The 18221-nt window shown below is 38.4% G+C and carries 19 protein-coding genes, 1 tRNA gene and 2 pseudogenes; 2 read left to right on the top strand and 20 right to left on the bottom strand.

Translation table 11 applies throughout. From position 1 onward, the window contains the following. Positions 1 to 235 (bottom strand): annotated as a pseudogene (locus ASC42_RS08040) (IS982 family transposase); the annotation flags it as partial. Between the two features lie 562 nt (positions 236 to 797). On the opposite strand from ASC42_RS08040, the gene ASC42_RS08030 reads away from it, so the two are divergent. Next, positions 798 to 1718, top strand: coding sequence for a CobW family GTP-binding protein (locus ASC42_RS08030; protein ID WP_055441321.1), 921 nt, complete (start codon positions 798 to 800; stop codon positions 1716 to 1718). 13 nt (positions 1719 to 1731) lie between these two features. Here ASC42_RS08030 and ASC42_RS08025 read toward each other — a convergent pair whose 3' ends face one another. From ASC42_RS08025 to ASC42_RS07935, 19 genes and pseudogenes are all read right to left on the bottom strand, one after another. Continuing rightward, entirely contained in the window at positions 1732 to 2328 is a 597-nt protein-coding gene (locus ASC42_RS08025) for a ribonuclease H1 domain-containing protein (protein ID WP_055441320.1), read from the bottom strand. A 73-nt stretch (positions 2329 to 2401) separates the two neighbouring features. Continuing rightward, positions 2402 to 2494 (bottom strand) — tRNA-Ser (locus ASC42_RS08020). A 50-nt stretch (positions 2495 to 2544) separates the two neighbouring features. Next, positions 2545 to 3504 carry an MBL fold metallo-hydrolase gene (locus ASC42_RS08015; protein WP_055441319.1) on the bottom strand — a complete coding sequence of 320 codons (960 nt, stop codon included), beginning with the start codon at positions 3502 to 3504 and terminating at the stop codon, positions 2545 to 2547. 2 nt (positions 3505 to 3506) lie between these two features. After that, the gene (locus ASC42_RS08010) at positions 3507 to 4139 is read right to left on the bottom strand and encodes an NUDIX hydrolase (RefSeq protein ID WP_055441318.1); all 633 of its coding nucleotides are present in this window, start codon (positions 4137 to 4139) and stop codon (positions 3507 to 3509) included. Further along, a complete protein-coding gene (locus tag ASC42_RS08005) occupies positions 4139 to 5119 on the bottom strand; it encodes an ABC transporter permease (RefSeq protein ID WP_055441317.1) in 981 nt (326 codons plus the stop codon). Before ASC42_RS08005 ends, ASC42_RS08010 begins: the two co-directional genes overlap by 1 nt. Next, positions 5112 to 6023 (bottom strand): ABC transporter ATP-binding protein, encoded by a 912-nt coding sequence (locus tag ASC42_RS08000; protein ID WP_055441316.1) that lies wholly within the window; start codon positions 6021 to 6023, stop codon positions 5112 to 5114. The genes ASC42_RS08005 and ASC42_RS08000 overlap by 8 nt, the downstream gene beginning before the upstream one ends. Beyond that, positions 6023 to 6814 (bottom strand): SGNH/GDSL hydrolase family protein, encoded by a 792-nt coding sequence (locus tag ASC42_RS07995; RefSeq protein ID WP_055441315.1) that lies wholly within the window; start codon positions 6812 to 6814, stop codon positions 6023 to 6025. Before ASC42_RS07995 ends, ASC42_RS08000 begins: the two co-directional genes overlap by 1 nt. A gap of 98 nt (positions 6815 to 6912) precedes the next feature. Continuing rightward, entirely contained in the window at positions 6913 to 8274 is a 1362-nt protein-coding gene (gene glnA, locus ASC42_RS07990) for a type I glutamate--ammonia ligase (RefSeq protein WP_055441314.1), read from the bottom strand. A 271-nt stretch (positions 8275 to 8545) separates the two neighbouring features. Continuing rightward, the gene (locus ASC42_RS07985) at positions 8546 to 8746 is read right to left on the bottom strand and encodes a cold-shock protein (RefSeq protein WP_003398700.1); all 201 of its coding nucleotides are present in this window, start codon (positions 8744 to 8746) and stop codon (positions 8546 to 8548) included. Between the two features lie 190 nt (positions 8747 to 8936). Beyond that, positions 8937 to 9497, bottom strand: coding sequence for a thioredoxin family protein (locus tag ASC42_RS07980; RefSeq protein ID WP_055441313.1), 561 nt, complete (start codon positions 9495 to 9497; stop codon positions 8937 to 8939). An 83-nt stretch (positions 9498 to 9580) separates the two neighbouring features. After that, entirely contained in the window at positions 9581 to 12046 is a 2466-nt protein-coding gene (locus ASC42_RS07975) for a U32 family peptidase (RefSeq protein WP_055441312.1), read from the bottom strand. A 335-nt stretch (positions 12047 to 12381) separates the two neighbouring features. Further along, a pseudogene (locus tag ASC42_RS14140) lies at positions 12382 to 12514 on the bottom strand (ATP-binding cassette domain-containing protein); the annotation flags it as partial. Then, the gene (locus ASC42_RS07965) at positions 12498 to 12896 is read right to left on the bottom strand and encodes a GntR family transcriptional regulator (RefSeq protein WP_055441310.1); all 399 of its coding nucleotides are present in this window, start codon (positions 12894 to 12896) and stop codon (positions 12498 to 12500) included. The pseudogene ASC42_RS14140 and the gene ASC42_RS07965, both read right to left, overlap by 17 nt. A gap of 111 nt (positions 12897 to 13007) precedes the next feature. After that, the gene (locus ASC42_RS07960) at positions 13008 to 13658 is read right to left on the bottom strand and encodes a nitrous oxide reductase accessory protein NosL (RefSeq protein WP_055441309.1); all 651 of its coding nucleotides are present in this window, start codon (positions 13656 to 13658) and stop codon (positions 13008 to 13010) included. 100 nt (positions 13659 to 13758) lie between these two features. Continuing rightward, the gene (locus ASC42_RS07955) at positions 13759 to 13968 is read right to left on the bottom strand and encodes a DUF6501 family protein (RefSeq protein ID WP_032101776.1); all 210 of its coding nucleotides are present in this window, start codon (positions 13966 to 13968) and stop codon (positions 13759 to 13761) included. A gap of 15 nt (positions 13969 to 13983) precedes the next feature. Next, positions 13984 to 14187 carry a hypothetical protein gene (locus ASC42_RS07950; protein WP_032101777.1) on the bottom strand — a complete coding sequence of 68 codons (204 nt, stop codon included), beginning with the start codon at positions 14185 to 14187 and terminating at the stop codon, positions 13984 to 13986. Positions 14188 to 14301: 114 nt separating this feature from the next. Further along, positions 14302 to 15510, bottom strand: coding sequence for a threonine ammonia-lyase (ilvA, locus tag ASC42_RS07945; protein WP_055441308.1), 1209 nt, complete (start codon positions 15508 to 15510; stop codon positions 14302 to 14304). 159 nt (positions 15511 to 15669) lie between these two features. Continuing rightward, complete coding sequence (locus tag ASC42_RS07940) at positions 15670 to 16566, bottom strand: manganese catalase family protein (RefSeq protein ID WP_055441307.1); 897 nt, start codon at positions 16564 to 16566, stop codon at positions 15670 to 15672. Positions 16567 to 16580: 14 nt separating this feature from the next. After that, on the bottom strand, positions 16581 to 16787 hold the full coding sequence (locus tag ASC42_RS07935; RefSeq protein WP_055441306.1) for a YuzF family protein: 207 nt from the start codon (positions 16785 to 16787) through the stop codon (positions 16581 to 16583). A gap of 169 nt (positions 16788 to 16956) precedes the next feature. On the opposite strand from ASC42_RS07935, the gene ASC42_RS07930 reads away from it, so the two are divergent. Continuing rightward, positions 16957 to 18210: a two-component system sensor histidine kinase NtrB gene (locus ASC42_RS07930; RefSeq protein ID WP_055441305.1), complete on the top strand. Its 1254-nt coding sequence runs from the start codon at positions 16957 to 16959 to the stop codon at positions 18208 to 18210. Positions 18211 to 18221 lie beyond the last annotated feature (11 nt).

The following is an 18221-nucleotide window of genomic DNA, read 5'->3' as shown; positions in this document are numbered from 1 at the left end:
TAAATAAATTTCCCTCCACAAAACGATGCCATGCGCGTTCGGAGGAGAAGCCAAGAAGCTTTCCCAAAAGATGAATGGCAATGATCACGGCGTCTTCTTGTTTCGTCAAATGACGATTACGACGTTGAAGATAGAATTGAATTTGTGACAGCTGGGCAGAAACAAAAAAGAAAAGGGCTGCATATTGTTTTTGAATCTTCGTTTGATCTGTAGTAAAATGAAAGTGCTCTTGCATGGGGATTCTCCTTTCGAATGTTGGATCGCACTTTCATTCTACAGGAGATCCACAGGCAAGGGCTATTTTTTTGCTTGCTCGATTTTATCTAGCACCACGGGTAAATGAAATTTCATCATTTGTTCACCCCCTTTCAATAAAAAATCCGCTGGACAAAATCCCTTTGCGGATGGATGGGACACAAAAAAACGCAGGGAACAGATCCTTCCCTGCGGCATGCGATCGCTTGTGAAAAGATCAATGATCTTCACATCGGAAGGGCGGATCAATCTTTTTTTGTTCAACTGTGCAATGTACACCTGTCATTGTTGTCATGGTTTTTTCCTCCCTTCCAAAATAAATTTATGTAGTAAATTATATACACAATAAGATAAGTTTGTAAATATATAATAAAAATTTTTCCAGACAGATCACGAAGATATGTATATGAAAGAAAACAAAAGATATGCAGGGGCAAATGTATCATTTTTTATTTTATAGGCATATGTGATATATTTTTGCTTGTGCTATGTATGAACATTTGGATATGATCAAAGAGAGCATGTAGAGAAAGGAGTGTTTTATGAAACATACAGACATATACATCTTATCTGGATTTCTTGGGAGTGGAAAAACGACATTATTAAAGCGGCTACTGCAACATGAAAAAGAACATGGACAGAAAGTGGCTGTGGTGATGAATGAAATTGGCCAAGTGTCCATTGATTCACATGCTGTTTCAGAAGATGCTGTGTTAAGCGAATTATTAAGCGGGTGTGTATGTTGCACCATTCAAGATCAATTTGAAGTAGAGCTTTATTCCCTCCTTCAAAAACATGAGTTAGATGTCATTTATATTGAAACGACAGGGGTAGCGCATCCTGTTGAAGTGCTTGATGCGTGTATGTCGCCATTGTTTGCTAATCGCATTCAAATGGGAGGTATTATTACGACAATTGACGCGACACGTTGGATGAATCGTCACCAACTCTCCATTCCCCTGCAAATGTTATTAAAAGAACAAGTTCGTCACGCGGATGTATTAATTGTCAATAAGACAGATATATTACGTCCAGATGAACAAGCGAAATTATCGTTTGAGTTACAAACAATCAACAGCGAAGCGCGCACAATTTTCACAACGTTTTCTAATGTGCGAATCGAAGATATTCATTTGTTATCGAAGCGGATGAGAAATGAGCATGAGCGAATAAACATCGAAAGACTACGCATTCAGACATACGTACATACATTTACAAGCCCAATTGATTTAGATGTGTTCGAACAATGGGTACGGCAGTTACCTGATACCATTTACAGAATGAAAGGGTTTTTACGCTTTACTCATACAAGTGGGGTTTATTCTTTTCAGTATGCATACGGTACACCGCTTTATATGAAAGAGGAAATGAATATCCCGTTACATTTTGTCATGATCGGTGAACAATTGGATAAACAAAAACTAAAACAACAACTCGAGGACATGCAAAAAGGAGAAGGTTAATATCCCTCTCCTTTCACTTTCGTCCGAAATCTGCTTTAATTTCTCCCCATTGCTCCGTTTCCCATTTCATAATTTCATTTGTATAATGATGCGTGCGCAACCACGCTTCAGCACGTTCAACAAGTTGCCAAACGCGTTCTGTTTCAGCGTTGCGAACGAGCGTTGTATTCGCTTTTTTTTCTTTTACCCATTTTATAGCCGTTACCGAATCAGAATAAATCGGCAAACTTTTGTTTTGTTGTTGTAACCATGCTAATGCGTGGACAATGGCTAAAAACTCCCCAATATTGTTTGTTCCGATCATCGGTCCAACATGAAACAACTCTTTCCCTGTTTTCGTATATACCCCTCGATATTCCATCCATCCTGGATTTCCGCTACATGCCGCATCCACGCAAATACTTTCCTCTACATAGTTCGTTGCAAACACTGTATTTTTTTTCGTTCGGTTTACAAACGGACCAGACGCAAATGCCTGTTCTGCTTCTTCCTTCGATGGAAATGAGCGATACTTTGCTCCAGGAATACCAATGACGTATTGTTTACACTCGTCCCAAGAAGAAAAAATACCTGTTTTCACTCCTTGCCAAACAACATAATATTTTTTCAATATGTCACATCCTCGCAAATCGGAATAAAAAACAAAGTTGAAGATAAACAAAGAAGGAATGAAAGAGGAGATATGGCGGAGGAGGGGGGATTCGAACCCCCGCGGGCTTTGACACCCCTATCGGTTTTCGAGACCGACCCCTTCAGCCGGACTTGGGTACTCCTCCGTATATCGGGGTGCCAAAGAAATTATAGCGAAAACACGATTTTTCGTCAATTATCTTTTTTTGTTTTCCGCATAATCGACAAGGCCCATTGCACATACTTGTAAATCAAGTTGAAGTAGTTTATATACATCTGCATCATCTGGTACTTGCTGTTTACGCAAAAATGTTTGAATGATATTAAATAAACGTTTGAAAACAGCTTCTGTTTTTTCGGTAAAGGATTGATCTTTTTGTTCATTTACGATCTCATGACCCGTTTGAACAAAGATTGGTAACCAGCGAAGAAGTTGCTCCCAGACCCCCTGTACATGAGTTGACATACCAAAATGTCCAAAATATATACGTTCTGGACGAAATGCCATGAATTTTTTTAACGAGGTTTGCATCGCTTCTGGATCAAATTGGTTTGGTGATGTAGATGGCAAGTATAACTCAACTCCATATGAAAGTAACTGTGGATAAAAAACCCCAGCCGTATCACCTGTAAAAATTCCATTACTTTTTTCATCATAAATAGAAAAATGGTGATTCGCATGTCCTGGTGTATGAAGAAATGTCAGCGTGCGATCTTTTCCGATTTGTAACGTTTCCCCATCTTCTTTTACAATTAACCGATCTTCAGGAATGGGAACGATCGGGTCAAATAATGCGTCAAATTTTTCACCATAAACCGCTTTTGCTCCTTGAATGAGACGAGACGGATCGGCTAAATGGCGCATTCCTTTTGGATGGACAAATACGCGAGCATTTGGACAATGTTGCAATAACAAACCTGCTCCACCAGCATGATCTAAATGAATGTGTGTGACAATGATATTTTTTACGTCGCGCAAATCAATCGATAATGCTTCTAATCCTTTAAGTAAGTATGGAATAGATGGACTTTCGCTTGTTTCAATAATCGTCACCTCCTCTTCTCGAAAAACATATGCTCCTGTCCGATGAGGAGTTTGTAAATCATACAAATCAATGAGTGAAATGCCAAATCCTAAATCAACAGGTTGTGACATGGCTATTCTCCTTTCCCTTTTTGAATGAGTTGAGTGAAATGATATACGATTTTTGCTGTTAATCCCCAGATCACTTTGTCTTTGTAGTAATAAAAATGTTCCTCCATGTGTCGTGGATGCCAATTATACTCTCTTCCCCCTGGGATATCGTCAAATGGAAAATCTTCCTCCGGTTTTGGTTCGAATGAAACACGATATATTTTTGGTTTCGTTTCTAAAAAGAAAGATAGTGGTACAGTAAACACATCATTTACTTCTCTCTCATTTATTTGCATACAAGTAATATTAGCGAAACCGACAAATGGATAAATAACCATACCAAATGGTGAAAATATATAGTCAAGCGGGACGATATGTGTAATATGTTCTTTTTCAATCCCTAACTCTTCACACGTTTCCCGAATAGCTGTTTCTCTTGGACTTTGATCACACGAGTCCATTTTCCCACCTGGAAAACAAATTTCTCCCGGCTGGCGACGTAGTTGCAGTGAGCGTACTTCAAATAACACAAACACCTCATCATCTTGTTGAATAAGCGGGAGAAGCACAGCATACTGAGCAAATTTGTCGTAATCCATGATTGTTGGCGTCCGTCGTTGCAATTCATTGATTAATGTGGCAATCATTTTATTCATTAGTAAACATCCCTTTTCGTAAATACATAAAAAGAAACAATCAGCGCAACAAGTGCCCAAGTGGCGAGCACCGTCATCGAAAAAGAAAGCGTCATTCCATCAATAGGTGGCGCCATCCCACTAATGTAACTTGTAAGACGTAAATTGACCATGAACAAATATTTTGCCGATTCCCACGATGATACCATACTTGATAAAATGGCTCCTGAAATAAGAGCGGCAAGCATAATTCCCATAACTGCAGCGGTACTACGTATTAACACAGATAACATAAATGTTAGTGTGCCGACGACAAGTGAAACAAAAAAAGCAAGTCCAAATTCAATAAGTAAGTATTTCCATTGGGGGATAAGATGAACAGCTGCCGTATTTAATTCTTCGCCTTGGATCGAAAATCCTGTTAAAAGCGGCAAATTCCATCCCCCGTATCCAAATACAATACCAGAAATGGCGTACGATAAAATAGCGACAGAAAACACGATAAACGATGTAGATAAAATCATGGCGATATATTTGCTCATTAAAATTTTCCATCGCTTCACAGGACGTGTCAACAGCAGTTTGATCGTTCCTCCGCTTGCTTCTGATGAAACAAGGTCAGCTGCAATGACCATAACAAGTAGCGGCAAAAACAATTCAATCGAGTTTTCAATAAACATGCGCATAAATGTCGGAGCACCGGGAGCCATCGGATTAATATCGTTATCTAAATAATATTGTTGTTGCTGTAAACGAATTTTGAGAAACTTTTTCCATTCTTCAGAAATTCCTGTTGAGTTTAAGCGGTTTTGTGTATCGATGATTTGTTGTTGCAGTTGTGTGCGCCAATCTGTTGTTCCAATACGTTCTCGAATCGTTTCAATTTGTTTAAGTTGTGCATATGTAAATAAACTAACGAGAACAGCTACGATGGCTGCAATGATAAATAGTCGTTTTTTACGAACAATTTTTAACATTTCATTGTATACGAGATTAATCAATCGTTTCCCCTCCTGTTAATTCAATAAATAAATCTTCAAGTGTTGGAAGTTTTCGCTCGATTCCGCTGACAAGCACTCCTGCTCCAATTAAACGAGCATTGCACCGAGCAATAGTTTCGTTTGATTCATAAATCGTAACGATCGCTCCATCCTTTTCACCGATGACAGTCGTCTCATTTATTAATATTTCTTTAGCTGTATGAATCGGGACAACGTTCCAATATGTCCGTGCTTGTTCTTGTAATAAATGTTCGACCGTATCAATGCGAATAATCTCTCCTTTGGACATAATGGCAACACGGTCGCACATGAGTTGTATTTCACTCAATAAATGCGATGAAACGAGAACGCTTAACTGCTCTTGTTCAGCAAGCGAGCGAATAAACTGTCTCATTTCACGAATGCCGACAGGATCTAAACCATTTGTTGGCTCATCTAAAATGAGTACCGTTGGTTTTCCAAGCAACGCTTGCGCAATACCAAGGCGTTGACGCATACCAAGCGAATATGTACGTACAAGATCATAAATCCGATTTTGTAAACCGACGAGTTCGACTACTTCTTGAATGCGATGCATGGTCACTCCTGGAACCATACGCGCAAAATGCTCAAGGTTTTCCCACCCGCTTAAATATGGATAAAGTTCAGGGTTTTCAACGATACAACCAATGTGTTGAATGGCTTTTGTAAATTGTTTTTGTAAATTGTATCCACAAATTGAGATCGTTCCAGATGTAGGGCGAATTAATCCGACAAGCATGCGAATGGTCGTTGTTTTTCCTGCACCATTTGGGCCTAAGAAACCAAACACCTCACCTTTTTTTAACGAAAACGAGAGCCCTTTAATAATTTCCTTTTTCCCAATATTTTTTCGCACATTTTGTACAACTAATGTTTCTTCCATTATTTTTCTCCTTTCGTTAACGTAGTGAGTGAAGCAACACGTTCACCAATTCGTTTATATCCTTCTTTGTTTGGATGAAATTTATCTGTATACAAATAGTCGTTGACTTGCAGTTCAAATAAATCATATGTCGGAACGCAAATGATTGATTTATAGTCGGCTGCTACTTCAGATGCTGCATAATTCCAACTGCGCACAATGGCGGATGTTTCTTTTCCATTGTCTAAATCGTTAAACGGATTATATAAGGCGATATAAAATACAGTTGCATCATCATTTACTGTGCGAATAAGTTGGAAAATCGTATGTAGCTGCTCGACAAATTTCTTTTTTTCTTTTTCAATTTGGGCATGGGATAAGTCCCTTAGTGCTTCTCCACCGCGAAACAAGTCGTTTCCTCCAATCGTCATCAAAATGATGTCCGCCTCTTTTAATTGGCGTTGTACCTCTTTTTGTTTCAGTTGATTGATGAGTTGGGGAGAGCGTTGTCCTTTAATTGCTAAATTTGTGAATTGCATGTGTTGATTTGTGCGTTTTTTTAGGTCATCTACAACATATCCAACGTACCCTTTCCCTGTTTCATCTCCTGTTCCGCGTGTTAATGAGTCACCAAGGGCGACAATAGAAAGACCGTTATTCTGCTTTATGTTTGAAGTTGTTGGTTCTGGTTGTTTGATCGAGGAAGCTTCGTAAAAAAATTGGTCTTGAATAGTGATGATTAAACCGACAGTCCATAGTAGTGTTGTTGCGGTACAAATCGATACGATCATCGTAATTATTCGTTTAGACACAATATCACCCTTTCGCTATTTTCTATGTACCATCATAAACCATTTGTTGTTCAAACGCATAATGAAAACATGCAAAAAGCGAGCACAATCGCTCGCTTTTAAAATTTCGCTTGATAATGTTCGATTTCCCAAGCATGAACTGCTGTTCGATAGCTATCCCATTCGTTCTTTTTCATTGCGACATACTCACCAAATACGTGGTTACCTAACGTATGACGTCCAATTGTTCCATTTTCTAACTCTTCAATCGCTTTCCCTAAACTACCTGGAAGATTTTCGATACCAAGCTCCGCACGGCGTTCAACCGTCATATGGAAAATGTCTTCATCAATTGGTGCTGGACAAGTGAGTTGTTTTTCTACTCCATCAAGTCCTGCTTCAGCAATGACTGCAAACGCTAAGTATGGATTGGCAGATGGATCAGGACAACGAAGCTCAACGCGTGTTGCCAATCCTCGTTTCGCAGGAATGCGAATAAGTGCGGAGCGGTTCGATGCTGACCATGCAATATAACAAGGTGCTTCATATCCTGGGACAAGACGTTTATATGAGTTTACAAGTGGGTTTGTAATGGCTGCGAAATTTTTCACGTTTTGCAATAAACCAGCAATGAATTGGTATGCTGTTTCAGATAATTGATTGTCGTCCGATGGATCAAAGAAAGCATTTTCGCCGTCTTTAAATAACGAAATGTTCACATGCATTCCTGAACCATTAATACCGAAAATCGGTTTTGGCATAAACGTAGCATGCAATCCGTATTTTTTAGCGATCGTTTTTACAACCCATTTGTATGTTGTGGCATTATCCGCAGCACCGAGGGCATCGGCATATTTGAAATTAATTTCATGTTGCCCTTCAGCAACTTCATGGTGTGAAGCCTCAATTGTAAATCCCATCGCCTTTAATGCGCGATAAATGTCTAGGCGGACACGTTCACCGAGATCTTTAGGTGACGGTTCAAAGTATCCGCCGTTATCTTGTGGCGTCGTTGTAGGATTGCCATTTTCGTCAGTTTTAAATAAGAAAAACTCTAATTCTGGACCGACGGAAATCGTGTATCCTTTTTGTTTCGCACGTTCAACTGTTTTTTTCAGTACGTTACGTGGATCTCCTTCAAATAACGTTCCGTCTGGGTTGATGACAGAGCAAAGAAAACGAGCTTCTGCATATCCGTCTTCTACAGTCCATGGTAATACCGCAAACGTTTGTAAATCGGGAAGTAAATATAAATCTGAGCGATTGATTGGTGAAAAACCTTTAATTGAAGAGCCGTCAAACATGATTTTTCCTTCTACTACGTCATCGAGTTGTTCCGTTGTAACTGTGACGTGTTTTAAGACTCCTTCAATGTCAACAAATTGCAAATGCAACAGTTCAACGTGTTTTTGTTTTATGATCTCTTTAATTTGTTCAATTGCTGAAATAGTTGTTTGTTCAGAAACGAGCAATTCACTCATGTTACATTACCTCACATTCTTATGTATAATTTTATAACATGAGTTTATTATATGTAATCATTCTTCTTTTTTCAATAGTTTTTTATCAAATTTTCTGTATTTTTATTAAAAAAAGAACACGCTCTCTATGAGCGTGTCCGAACAAACAAAAACGACGGAAACCCTACCTCTCTTCCGTCCTTACAGCTCCGAAGCTGTGCCAGTGAGAATTTGTTTTGTTGCATATAAAAACGGGATCTCACGAAAAGCGAGATCCCGTACGTTTGACTATTTATGCTTTTTGGACGTTTGCCGCTTGCGGCCCACGGTTACCATTCACGATGTCAAATGTTACTTTTTCGCCTTCTTCCAACGTTTTGAATCCAGTACCTTGGATCGCTGTGAAGTGAACGAATACGTCTGTACCTCCGTCCGTCTCAATGAATCCAAAACCTTTTTCTGCGTTAAACCATTTTACTTTACCTGTGTTCATGTGAAATTCCTCCAAAACAATTTTAAAAATTGACCACCGTTTCATTACTCATAAAACAAAAGCTACACTTCTGTCAAGTCCTTATAAGATGAACCCGACAAAGGTGCAACTTATAACGATCATTGATATAACGAACGAAATGGTACTTCTTAAGTATATAGGCTTAAAAACAAAAAGTCAAATGTTTTTTTTATTTTTCTTTCCATTTGATACTGCAACCGATGCTTGGCTTTTGTTCTTTCGGAACAGGTTTATCTAATAGCAATGCGTCTAAAGCTGATCGAATCGAAGAACCTGTAACCGGGATTCCGTTACCTGGTCGTGAATCATCGAGTTGACCACGGTAAACACATTGTAGTTCACCATCAAATATGTAGAAATCCGGTGTGCATGCAGCTTGATATGCTTTCGCTACCTCTTGTGTTTCATCAAATAAATATGGAAATGGATAGCCAAGCTGTTCGGCCATCTTTTTCATTTTTTCAGGGGAATCATCTGGATATTTTTCCACATCGTTTGAATTGATCGCGATAAACGAAACTCCTTTTGGTTGATAATCATGAGCTAAACGAACAAGTTCTTCTTGAATATGTTTTACAAATGGGCAATGGTTGCAAATAAACATAATTACCGTCGCAATATCCGATTTGACATCTTCCAGACGAACGGTTTGTCCGTTGATGACGTTAACAAGCTCAAACGATGGCGCTTTTTCCCCTAACGGAAACATATTTGATTCAACAGCTGGCATAGAAATCACCCTTTCTCTTTTCATTCATTTACTATTATAGCAAAATGTACACATATGAAAAAATAAGCGAGACTTAAGCCCGCTTATTTTTTGATTAGCTGTCCGCGTGTGACACCAAGTTGATTAATGGCTTTTAGTGTACGCCATACGCTTGTACCGCTTCGTTTGCCCTCAAGCGCTTCACGATATAAACTGACGACTTCTTCTACTTTTTTCGGCGACTCTTCCAAAAACTCAATACGATATGAACGAACACCGAGCGATAAAAAGTTCGGAATGTATTCGGCACCAGATTGCTCGATCGCATTGTACACCGTATTGCGGCAGCCGATATCGACACGAACAGGATGAAGCATACCGATGCGATCACGTAAGGATACCCGATGTTTTTCACATGGTCGCCCACAGTTTGTAAAATCGGTTCCTTCACTTAGAAATGTACAATATACACAATGCTCCGTATGAAACATCGGCAAGTGCTGATGAATGACAATTTCAACATGTTCTGTTGGTGCCGCTTCAAGTAAATCAATCATTTGTTGGATGTTTAAATCATATGAAGGGGTAATACGATCAAGTCCTCGGGATAAAAACAATTGTGCAGACAGATGGTTTGAAATATTAAGTGAAAAATCACCAATTAACGTTTGCTCAACTGATTGACTCGTATAATATTGTACAGCTCCTAAACTTCGCACTAAAATGGCATCTGGCTCGGCTTTTAAAATTCCTCTCAAAATTCCATTTTCTCCAGGCATATGAATGCGTGGAGTGGCTAAAGCAATTGGCTTATTTGCAGTTCGTGCAATCTGTACAGCCTTCGGATAATCGGTTGTAAATTCGAAATCAGCATACACCATTTCGACATCTGTATCACATACCGCTTCGACTTGTTCAAGCGTACGGCAAAGCGCCATTAAACAAGGGTTCTCTGCTCGTTGTTTTTGCCGATAAGGAGATGTCAAATCAATCGGTTGTTTGCTGTATAACCGTGGACGTTGTCTTTGTTCAATAAGTTGTTCAACAGCTTGTCTTCTTATTCGGTTTAATTCTTTAACAGGAAGAATCACATTACCTGTAATATGCATGTGAACATCTTTTAGTTCAAAAATTGTTCCCCCTAATCTTCCAAATTGTTCTTTTATAAAGTCTAATGTTAGTGGTCGCTTTTGAGCAACATCTAACAACTGATCAGATTGAACGATTACTTCATTGCCTGTCGTTTCATCGCGCCATGTTGAAATGAGCGGTTTTCCTGCTTCACCGTACACACGCACAGTTAGCGGAAACAACTGATATGGTCGCTCGGTTTCAAATGTTTTACGCAAACGACGCTCAAGCTCTTGGTCACTTGTTTTCCAAATGCGATCTCCGACACGTACGCGTGTTAAATTAACGTCATGTCGACCAGGGATGATTTCAACAAGCCCTTTTTCGACTTCCCCCTCGACTTTTTTTCCGTGTTTTCGTAAGTCATACACGCGACCGCCTTCTTCTTTTTCTTCTGGGCGGCCTGCATCAAAGACGATGCCATCCCCACGTTTTAATGGGGCTTGCAGTTCACATAAAACCCCGTCTTTTAATACTTTTTTGACCGTCCCAAGAAATACGCCACGGCTTTTCGGGAATGTTCCGTCAACAAGCTGTTTGTTGTTCGTTCCTTTTAAAAAGCCATGTGTAAATCCACGACTAAAACTTTGCTGAAGTTCACGTATTTCCTCTGGTGAAGGAGTATAATGGCGTCCTGCTAAATATTCATCAATCGCTTTTCGGTATTTGCTGACAACATTCGCTACATATTCTGGGGATTTTAATCGTCCTTCGATTTTAAATGTGCTTACTCCTGCCTCAATGAGCTCCGGGACGAGATCAAGAGCAGCTAAATCTTTTGGTGAAAGTAAATAAGCTACGTTTCCCATTTCTTTTTGTTCGCCATCAACGATTAAATCGTATGGAAGACGACAAGCTTGGGCGCACTCGCCACGATTAGCAGAACGCCCACCCCACATTTCCGATGTTAAACATTGTCCGGAATATGATACACAAAGTGCTCCGTGAACAAAAACTTCTAACGGCACATTTGTTTTCTCGGCAATTTTTTGAATGTGTGTTAAATTATTTTCCCGACCGAGTACCATGACTTCTAAATGATACGGCTTTAAAAATTCAACCGCTTCTGGAGATGTGATGGTCATTTGCGTCGATCCATGAATTGGAAAATCAGGCGACATATCACGAATGAGTTGAACAAGTCCTAAATCTTGTACGATGAGCGCATCTACTCCTGCATCTATACATGCTTCAACTAACTGTTTTGCTTCTTCTAGTTCATTTTCAAAAACTAAAATATTAAAAGTGACATATCCGCGAACATTGTATTTATGCAAATAAGCCATGACATCCTTTAATTCTTCCATGCGAAAATTTTTTGCCCGTACACGCGCATTATATTTATCGACACCAAAATAAATGGCATCTGCACCGTTTGCAACAGCGGCACGAAGGCAATCCCAATCTCCGGCTGGTGCTAATAGTTCAATTCGTCTCACAACTAGTCAACCTCTCTATTTTTTATCATGAATAACAATATATTACCGAATATCCCCCCTATTTGCCAACAAAGAAAAAGACCTGAATACACAGGCCTTTTAATCAACAAATGGAGGGACGAGATGTTTGGAAAATGACTGTATGTCAATATGACCATTTTTATAGTAAATACCTACAATATAATCCCCTCCTCCTCCATCAGCCATTTGTAAACATTGTTCAATTTTCTTTTTATCATGAACGATTATTTTTTCTTTTTCACGCTCAATCATTTCTGGTGTCCAATCATATATCGGGACTTGTTTTATATTTCTTATAATTTTTACTTCCGGGATATCAAGTGTTGTTTTTCCGGCACCATTTGATCCAAGTAACCCATAAATTGATCCTTTTGGAACGAAAAATGTTACATCTTTAATCGCCTCGAACTCTCCAAATCGTTTGCTTACATCATGAATTTGAATCATCTTCCTCTCCTCCTCGTATCGCACGTTCTGCGCGTTCAACAATCGAAAAAATTTGCTCTTTTTTTACCCCGATATAAAATGCTTCCTGACATAGTTTAAGTATATTTTCCTCTAGTTGTTTGACTTTTTCATCGTAAATCGCCTCTTTTTTGTTGGCGACGAAACTTCCTTTACCCGGAATAGAGTAAATATACCCTTCCCTTTCTAACTCTCGATATGCCTTTTGAATGGTATTTGGATTAATGGTTAACTGTTTGGCAAGCAAACGAACGGATGGAAGTTGCTCATTCGGTTTCAGCACATCGTGAATAATCATTTCCTTCATTTTTTCGATCAGTTGTTCATAAATCGGTTTTCGGCTCCGCAAATCAAGATCAAACATATCGTCCCCCCTTTCCTTTTCTGTACTAATTGTAATAACTGTATTATATTAAATAACACGGTTTTTGTAAATAGTTTCTAAAAAATTAAAAAGCCGCCCAAAAGGCAGCTTTTAATTATGGCTATGTCCATCGTTGTTCATATTTCCATCTTGATGACCATCTTGTTGCATATTGTCGCTATGACCGTGACCTTGTCCATCATTTTTATTTTGCATCATTTGTTTCTTTTTCATATAACGTTCGTGAGCGACTTTGTCAACATCGGCCCATGATACAATCATTGCATTCGATTGTTCACTTATAAATTTATCAGCATCTTCTTTCTTTGCAAAAAACGCATATCCGTAGTTCATCGGTGTTTTAATATCTGCTTTCACCACTGTCGCGTTTTGTAATTCAATCCATTCTAATGTATTGTAATCACGTACATATTTTTTTGTAGCTTCACCGTGATCTCGTTCATAGTTAAATAAACAGCCGATGTCATCAAAAAACAATACGTTACCGTTTTCAGTTGCAGATTTGGCAGTAAATTTTCCAAGCTCATGTTCTTTCGGATATACTTTCATATTACAAAATACGCACATCGTGTTTTCATCTGGCTCAGCCGTTGCTGCTTTCGTAAACACATCTTCTTGTTTTGTTTCTTTGTTTTCTTCCGTTTGTTTCGTCCCATTTTGCTTGTCCTCTGCTTGATTGTTGTTGCACCCTGTTAACCCAAAAACAAAGGCTGCAATCAATAAAATAACCCATTTTTTCATTGCTAAAAATCCCCCTTTTTCGTTCCATCCGTAGTCCAATGTACTACATATTTGTGAAGTTTATTTGAAATGAATGTGTTAAAAATGAAAAAAAGCGGTATTATACCGCTTTTTCTGTAAAATAATGCTTATAATATCCGCCAACTTTGCCACGGTTATCGATAATAAAATAAAAATCATCTGTTTCATTTTTTACTTCATACTCTTTGCCTGGTGTTAATACGTTATGTACGATGTATTTTTCTGCATTCGTATGGTTGCATACAACTATTTTAATTGTTGGACGCTCATGCCAATTCAAATGAATCATCAGCGATTTCCTCCTTCAGGAACCTTTATATTTATTTAAAAATTTAGCGAGCTCATGTAGCGCTTGCAATACTGCTAAATGTTTATCGTTTCCGCTCGCTTGTGCTGTAGCCACATCTTTAAACTTTGCATGTGCTTCGTATGATCCATTTTTTTTGTATACGTCTACTCGCACGGTTCCTCTCGGATGCGGAACGATAAAAAATTCCATTCGTTTCATTTTGTTCTCCCCACCTTTAAATCAAGCGTTTATTTAATTTAATAATAGTAGAAAATATGTTAGTTTGAAAGCATTGTTTTACGTGGAGAGAAAAAAGATAGACGATTCACATTTTTAGTCAAGGCGGCGAATGGTGTAACCAGATTCGATTAACACATGTTGAATTTGATTAATATGCTCCCTATTTTTTGTTTCAAGAGAGAATCGAACTTCTGCTTGTCCTGGAAGAACGTTTGTGCCCATTCGTTGATGATCAATAGACATGACATTGGCTTCTAAATCGGCGATAATGCGCAACAACTTATTGAGTTGTCCTGGTTTATCAGAAATAACTGTCGCAAATGTAACAAAGCGTCCTGACTCAACAAGTCCTCGTTCAATGATACGTGAAATAAGTGTGACATCGACATTCCCACCGCTTAAAATTGCGACGATATTTTTTCCTTCAAGTGGAATTTTTTTATACAATAAAGCCGCTAGTGAGCAAGCCGCCGAACCTTCAACAAGTAATTTATTTCGTTCGAGTAAATATAACATCGTTCGTGAAATATCGGTTTCTTCCACACAAACAATATCGTCGACATATTTTTGTATGTATGAAAACGTTAAATCCCCAATTCGCTTAACAGCGATGCCATCCGCGATTGTATTTAATGGATTAATCATAACTGGCTGATTATGTTGTTTCGCTGCTGTCGTGCTCGCGCAAGCAGTCGATTCAGCGCCGTATACACGGACAGATGGTTTTTTCTGTTTCATCGCAATTGCTATACCAGCGAGCAAACCGCCTCCTCCAACTGGACAAATGACTGCATCAATATCATCTAGCTGTTCAAATAATTCTAGTCCGATCGTACCTTGCCCAGCGATAACAGCTGGATCGTCAAAAGGGTGAACAAACGTTGCTCCTGTTTCTAGTTGTAACTTTCGAGCATATTCCAGCGATTCATCAAATACGTCTCCGTGTAGAATGACGTTTGCACCGTAACTTTGTGTTGCTTGAATTTTACTTAATGGTGCTCCCTTAGGCATGACAATTGTGCATGGGATACCGATCATGTTGCTTGAGTAAGCAACTCCTTGAGCATGGTTTCCTGCCGAAGCTGCAATAACTCCTCGGTTTTTTTCTTCATCACTCAATGACATGATTTTGTTATATGATCCTCGTACTTTAAATGAACCTGTTTTCTGTAAATTTTCTAATTTCATGTATACTCGATTATTTGATAAACGGCTAAATGTTTGAGAAAATTCAAGAGGAGTTTTATGAACAACGGTTTTCATTCGTTGATAAGCTTCTTCAATATGTTGTAGCGAGACCAATAGTTTTCATCCTCCTTTGTATCTTCTTTATTATATGTTATTTTTAATTAAGCAATCAATTGTTGATTGTTTTTTCTTTTTGTTTACATTGATTATTTAGAACATAGTTTAATTAATTAAAATGTACAAAAGAAAAAGCTATGCCCTCGGCACAGCTTATTACAATCCGGCAGATCGTTGCAGACGTTTCGCGATTTCAAGAAAATCTTCGTATGAAATACCTGGGGCAAAGGTTTCCTCAACAGCTTCTAAATCTGGAATTGGGCCACCTGCTGGCGTACCTTGAATAACTTCAAGCTGTCCTCCATCAAGCGGATGCGTACCTTTCCAAATTTGTTTGACATCTTCATAATCATGTTCGCTAAACGTGTACAATTTTCTATGCCAACCTTGTGCTTCATACTTCTTGGCTGCATCAAATTTATCGTTACTTAAATTAGGGATTGGTAACATTTTTGTCATATCAACCCCTGTAACAATTTGAAGAGCTTTGGCATATGCCATAATATGAACCCCTCCTCGTACGAGTAAATAACCAATCATTTCTCGCGCAACAGGATGATCCGTCATCTCATATACACGCATTTTATGTGTGCGTGCACCACACTCGAGGAAAAAATTGTGTAGCAAGTCTAACACTAAGTTTCCACTATTGAAAACGTAATCCCCTGACCATGATTTTCCCATTGAATCTCCAGGCAACGCTGTTTGCGCCGTAGCGATAAAATGGTACGTATTTCGTTGATCTGCCCCATTTTGCATCGGTGTGACATCAGGCGCTCCTTCATATGTCGTGCCAGTTAGACATAAATTAATGGCCGCTGTTACAAGTTCTACATGACCTAATTCTTCTGCTGTAATACTCGCAACTAAGTCGTAAAAAGGCTTTAGTTTTTTCTTTTCACGAAAGTTAAATGACTGAAATAAATAATTGTTTAATGTTGACATTTCTCCGAATTTTCCACCAAGCAACTCTTGAACTGCTGCTGCTGCCTTTGCATCTGCGTATGTGGATTTCGGCAGCTCAATTTGTAGTTTATTTATTCTTGTAAACATCTAGTCTCCCCCTTTTATTTCGGCATGATCCACACGATTTGTTGTATACGCACAAAAAAGAGGGTGTCGTTACTTCTTAACACAATATGATCAGGTTTCACGTCTTGGATTGTACCGTGTACATTTCCTCGCACAGTTTCAATCACTACTTCTTTTCCTCTAATCGCTTGTAACGTTTGATAAACGTAAGGGTCAATGAAAGCCATAAACTGAGGTGTCATTTTCTCTCCCCTTTCTTATTTTTCTTTCTCATCTTATTCATTTCTATTTTCGTTTATCACCGTTTTCATTTAGAACATAGTTTTATAAAATTTTATTTACATACTAGTCGATTCATTCATTTTGCGTTAAACTTCAACATAGGAATAGTGAAAATGAGGAGTTAAAAGTATGGAAAGTTATGAAAAACTAAAACAAAAAATAAATGAGCTTGAGGAAGAACTAACATTGTATAAACGTTTTGTTGAACACGTTAACTTTCCGTTTTCATACATCGATTATGCACTTGGAAAAGTAATGAAAAAGGAAAGAAATGTACTTTCTCCAACAATTGAAACAATAGAAAAGGATAACAATCAAACTCCGATTCTAAAATGGAATATTGATTTACAAAAAGATTATCCGTTTGAACAAGTGGAACAATTTTTAGCTCCTATTTTTGATCTTGTTTCTCACCATATCGTTTTTGTTGACGCTGAAGGAATCATTACGTTATGTAACTTGCAAGCCGCGAACGATGTTGGCATCAATCGGGATAAGATCATAGGCAAACATATTCGGGAATTACTAAACATTCCTGACGAACAAATTATGACGTTAAAAACGTTGCGGACAAAACAACCTCTTTACAATTGCGAAGTGCTTGATCGATATTACGGCATCATTAATACGCGTATTTTATATAACGAAGATGGGTCGATTAAACGTGTCATTAGTATGTTTCAATCACTGAATCAAATGAAAGAAGCAGAGAAGCTGGCGATTGCTGGACGAATTGCTGCAGGAATTGCCCATGAAATTCGAAATCCATTAACAACTGTGCGAGGATATTTACAGTTTTTAAAAGAACAACTACCTGAGCATATCGTCACGCTTATTGACCAACTTTTAATCCCAGAACTTGATCGAGCCAACGACATTATTACAGACTTTTTAAACATTGCAAAACCAAGTGAGGTAAAAGCAGAATGGATTGAAATCAATGAATTCATTCAACATGATTTAGATCTTTTACTTAGAAGTGAAGCGCTTCTCCATAATGTAGAACTTTCGTACCGTTTAGATAAAAAATTAAAACATTATGTTGTTTACATTGATAAAAATCAGCTGTTGCAAGTGTTCATTAACTTAGTTCGCAATGCCATTGAAGCAAAGACAGAAAAATCGTTGCGTGTAAATATTGAAACGAAACTGCGCAATAACCTTGCTCAAATTTATGTGTGTGATGATGGACCCGGAATTCCTCCGACCATTATTCATCATGTTTTTGATCCGTTTTTTTCGACAAAGACCACCGGAACAGGTCTTGGTTTATCTTTGTCGCGAAAAATTGTTGAACTTCATAAAGGATCGATGCGTGTGCAAAGTGAACTTGGTCACGGCTCATGTTTTATTATTGAGCTACCAGCTTATTCAAAAAAATGAGGCTGCATGAT

It is taken from the genome of Anoxybacillus suryakundensis, assembly GCF_001418025.1.
Lineage (GTDB): Bacteria > Bacillota > Bacilli > Bacillales > Anoxybacillaceae > Anoxybacillus > Anoxybacillus tengchongensis.
Note: the sequence above shows the minus strand (reverse complement) of the source record. Positions and strands in the feature narration are given on the sequence as shown.